This is a genomic window from Lentilactobacillus parafarraginis DSM 18390 = JCM 14109, assembly GCF_001435895.1.
Taxonomy (GTDB): Bacteria; Bacillota; Bacilli; order Lactobacillales; family Lactobacillaceae; genus Lentilactobacillus; species Lentilactobacillus parafarraginis.
The window spans coordinates 1-2,094 of sequence record NZ_AZFZ01000146.1 but is presented as its reverse complement, the minus strand read 5'-3'; the positions used below and the strand labels follow the sequence as shown (position 1 = coordinate 2,094).

At 42.0% G+C, this 2,094-nt stretch carries 2 protein-coding genes; both read left to right on the top strand.

Annotated features, from left to right (window positions below; translation table 11 throughout):
* The first annotated feature begins 104 nt into the window (after positions 1–104).
* Positions 105–1,328, top strand: a complete 1,224-nt coding sequence (istA, locus tag FD47_RS14330) for an IS21 family transposase (protein WP_003555353.1) — start codon at positions 105–107, stop codon at positions 1,326–1,328.
* A 9-nt stretch (positions 1,329–1,337) separates the two neighbouring features.
* Positions 1,338–2,075 carry an IS21-like element helper ATPase IstB gene (gene istB / locus FD47_RS14325; RefSeq protein ID WP_003555349.1) on the top strand — a complete coding sequence of 246 codons (738 nt, stop codon included), beginning with the start codon at positions 1,338–1,340 and terminating at the stop codon, positions 2,073–2,075.
* The last annotated feature ends 19 nt before the right edge of the window (positions 2,076–2,094 follow it).

Below are 2,094 nucleotides of genomic sequence, written 5' to 3'. Positions count from 1 at the left end.
TGTAAAAGGCACCCGTAAAATGTAGGAAAACGGCAGGTTAGAACTGTTGGTTTTCCTACATTTTTTGTATCATGAATCACATCAGAGTGTAGGAGGAATTTGATGTGAGACGTGATTTAAGAGAAGGAGTGACGATTTACGTGACTGAAAATATTAAGCCTAACTTCGCCGAGATTGCCCGGCAATATAATGTTGATTATCGAACCGTTAAGAAAGCCTATGAGGAAGTCAAAGCTGGACTTAAGGGCCGACCAAGTGGTCGACCGAAACGGCCAAGTTTACTGGATCCATTCAAGCAAACCATCGATTCAAAGCTTGAACTAAATTGTTCGGCTGCTTCAATTTTTAAATTTATCCAGAAGAAGGGCTTTACCGGCAGCTATACCCTCGTGAAAGATTATTGTCGCCAAACCCGCCGAGAACGAGTTAAGAAAGCTACCATTCGGATTGAACATTCCCCTGGTCTCTCTGCTCAAGTTGACTGGAAAGAAGAAATGGCCCTAGTGAGCAGCGAGGGTGAGCTGTTTAAATTCAATATTTTCTTGTATGTATTGCCTTATTCAAAACTCAAATATATGACACTAACCTTTGATCGGAGCCAAGATACCCTCTTTTCTTGCTTACACGACGCTTTCCTTCATACCGGAGGTATTCCGACGGAAATCTGGTTTGATAATATGAAAACCGTTGTGGATCATACAAAATCCCAGTTTGGCCACGCTGTCTTTAACGAACGGTTCCACGAATTCTGTAAAGATGCCGGTTTCACACCAATTGCTTGTCGACCATTCAGACCACAAACTAAAGGTGCAGTTGAAGCCCTTGCTCGCACGGTTGAACGTTTACGGCCATACAATACTGAATTTGCTGATGGAACTGAGCTAATCGAACTAGTTCATATGCTCCGAGATGATCTAAATCATGAAACTTCGCAGGCCACGGACGAAGTCCCGTACCTGAAATGGTTAGACGAAGAAAAAGAGTACCTTCATCGCGTTCCAGTTAATCTCCTTGAACCATACTTCGAAGAAAACATTACCCGTGTCGTTTCGAAGGAGGCCATGATCAATTTCCGCAAATGTAAGTACTCAGTAGATCCGCGATACATTGGTTGTACGGTTGCTGTTGAAATCTCCAATGATGAGCAGCGCATCCACATTTATTATAACGGAGAAGAAATTCGTACGCACTCCATAACTACCAATTCGCTGAATTATGACCCCCAAGATCAGTTCAATATCCTCAAATCTGATTTGCTTAAAGGGCGGACAGATGAAGACATTTCAGCTTACATTCGTGAACATATGACTGATTACGACAACTTATAGGAGGCTACCATGACCACTAATAATCAAATTCTTTTAAATAATCTTGAGCGCTTAGGGTTAAACAAAATCCGTGAATACTTGCCGAATTACCTTGATCAAATTCACACTGATAATCTGTCATTAACTGAGGCGCTAATTGATTTAACTAATTCGGAACTCCAGAATCGACACGAAGGTCAGATTGCACGGGCCATTGGCCGTGCTCGGTTCCCCAATACAAAATCCCTAGATACATTTGATTTTAGCTTTCAACCCAGTATTAATCGCCAAGAGGTTCTGGAATTCCAGAATCTGGCTTTTATGGAAAAGTCTGAAAACTTAATCTTTATTGGCAATCCGGGAGTCGGTAAAACCCACTTGGCAATTAGTATTGGGATTGAGGCCTGTAAACAGGGCTGTCGGGTTCTCTTTATTAATTGTCATGAGCTGTTGATTAGATTGAGAGCAGCTTACGAAAAAGGACTGCTTGATCGATCTCTAAGCCGCTATTCGCGCTATGACCTATTAATTATTGATGAAATTGGGTATTTGCCAATTGGTCACCAAGAAGCTAACCTCTTATTTCAGCTAGTCAATGCCCGCTATGAAAAGCATTCAACGATCATTACCAGCAATAGTGATCTATCCGCTTGGGTTGATATTTTCCAGAACCCAACTGTGACAGCAGCCATTCTCGATCGCTTGGTTCATCATGTTCACGTAGTGAAGATCACTGGTAAATCTTACCGATTACGTGGCCTCAAGTAACTGCCGAAAACCTACATTT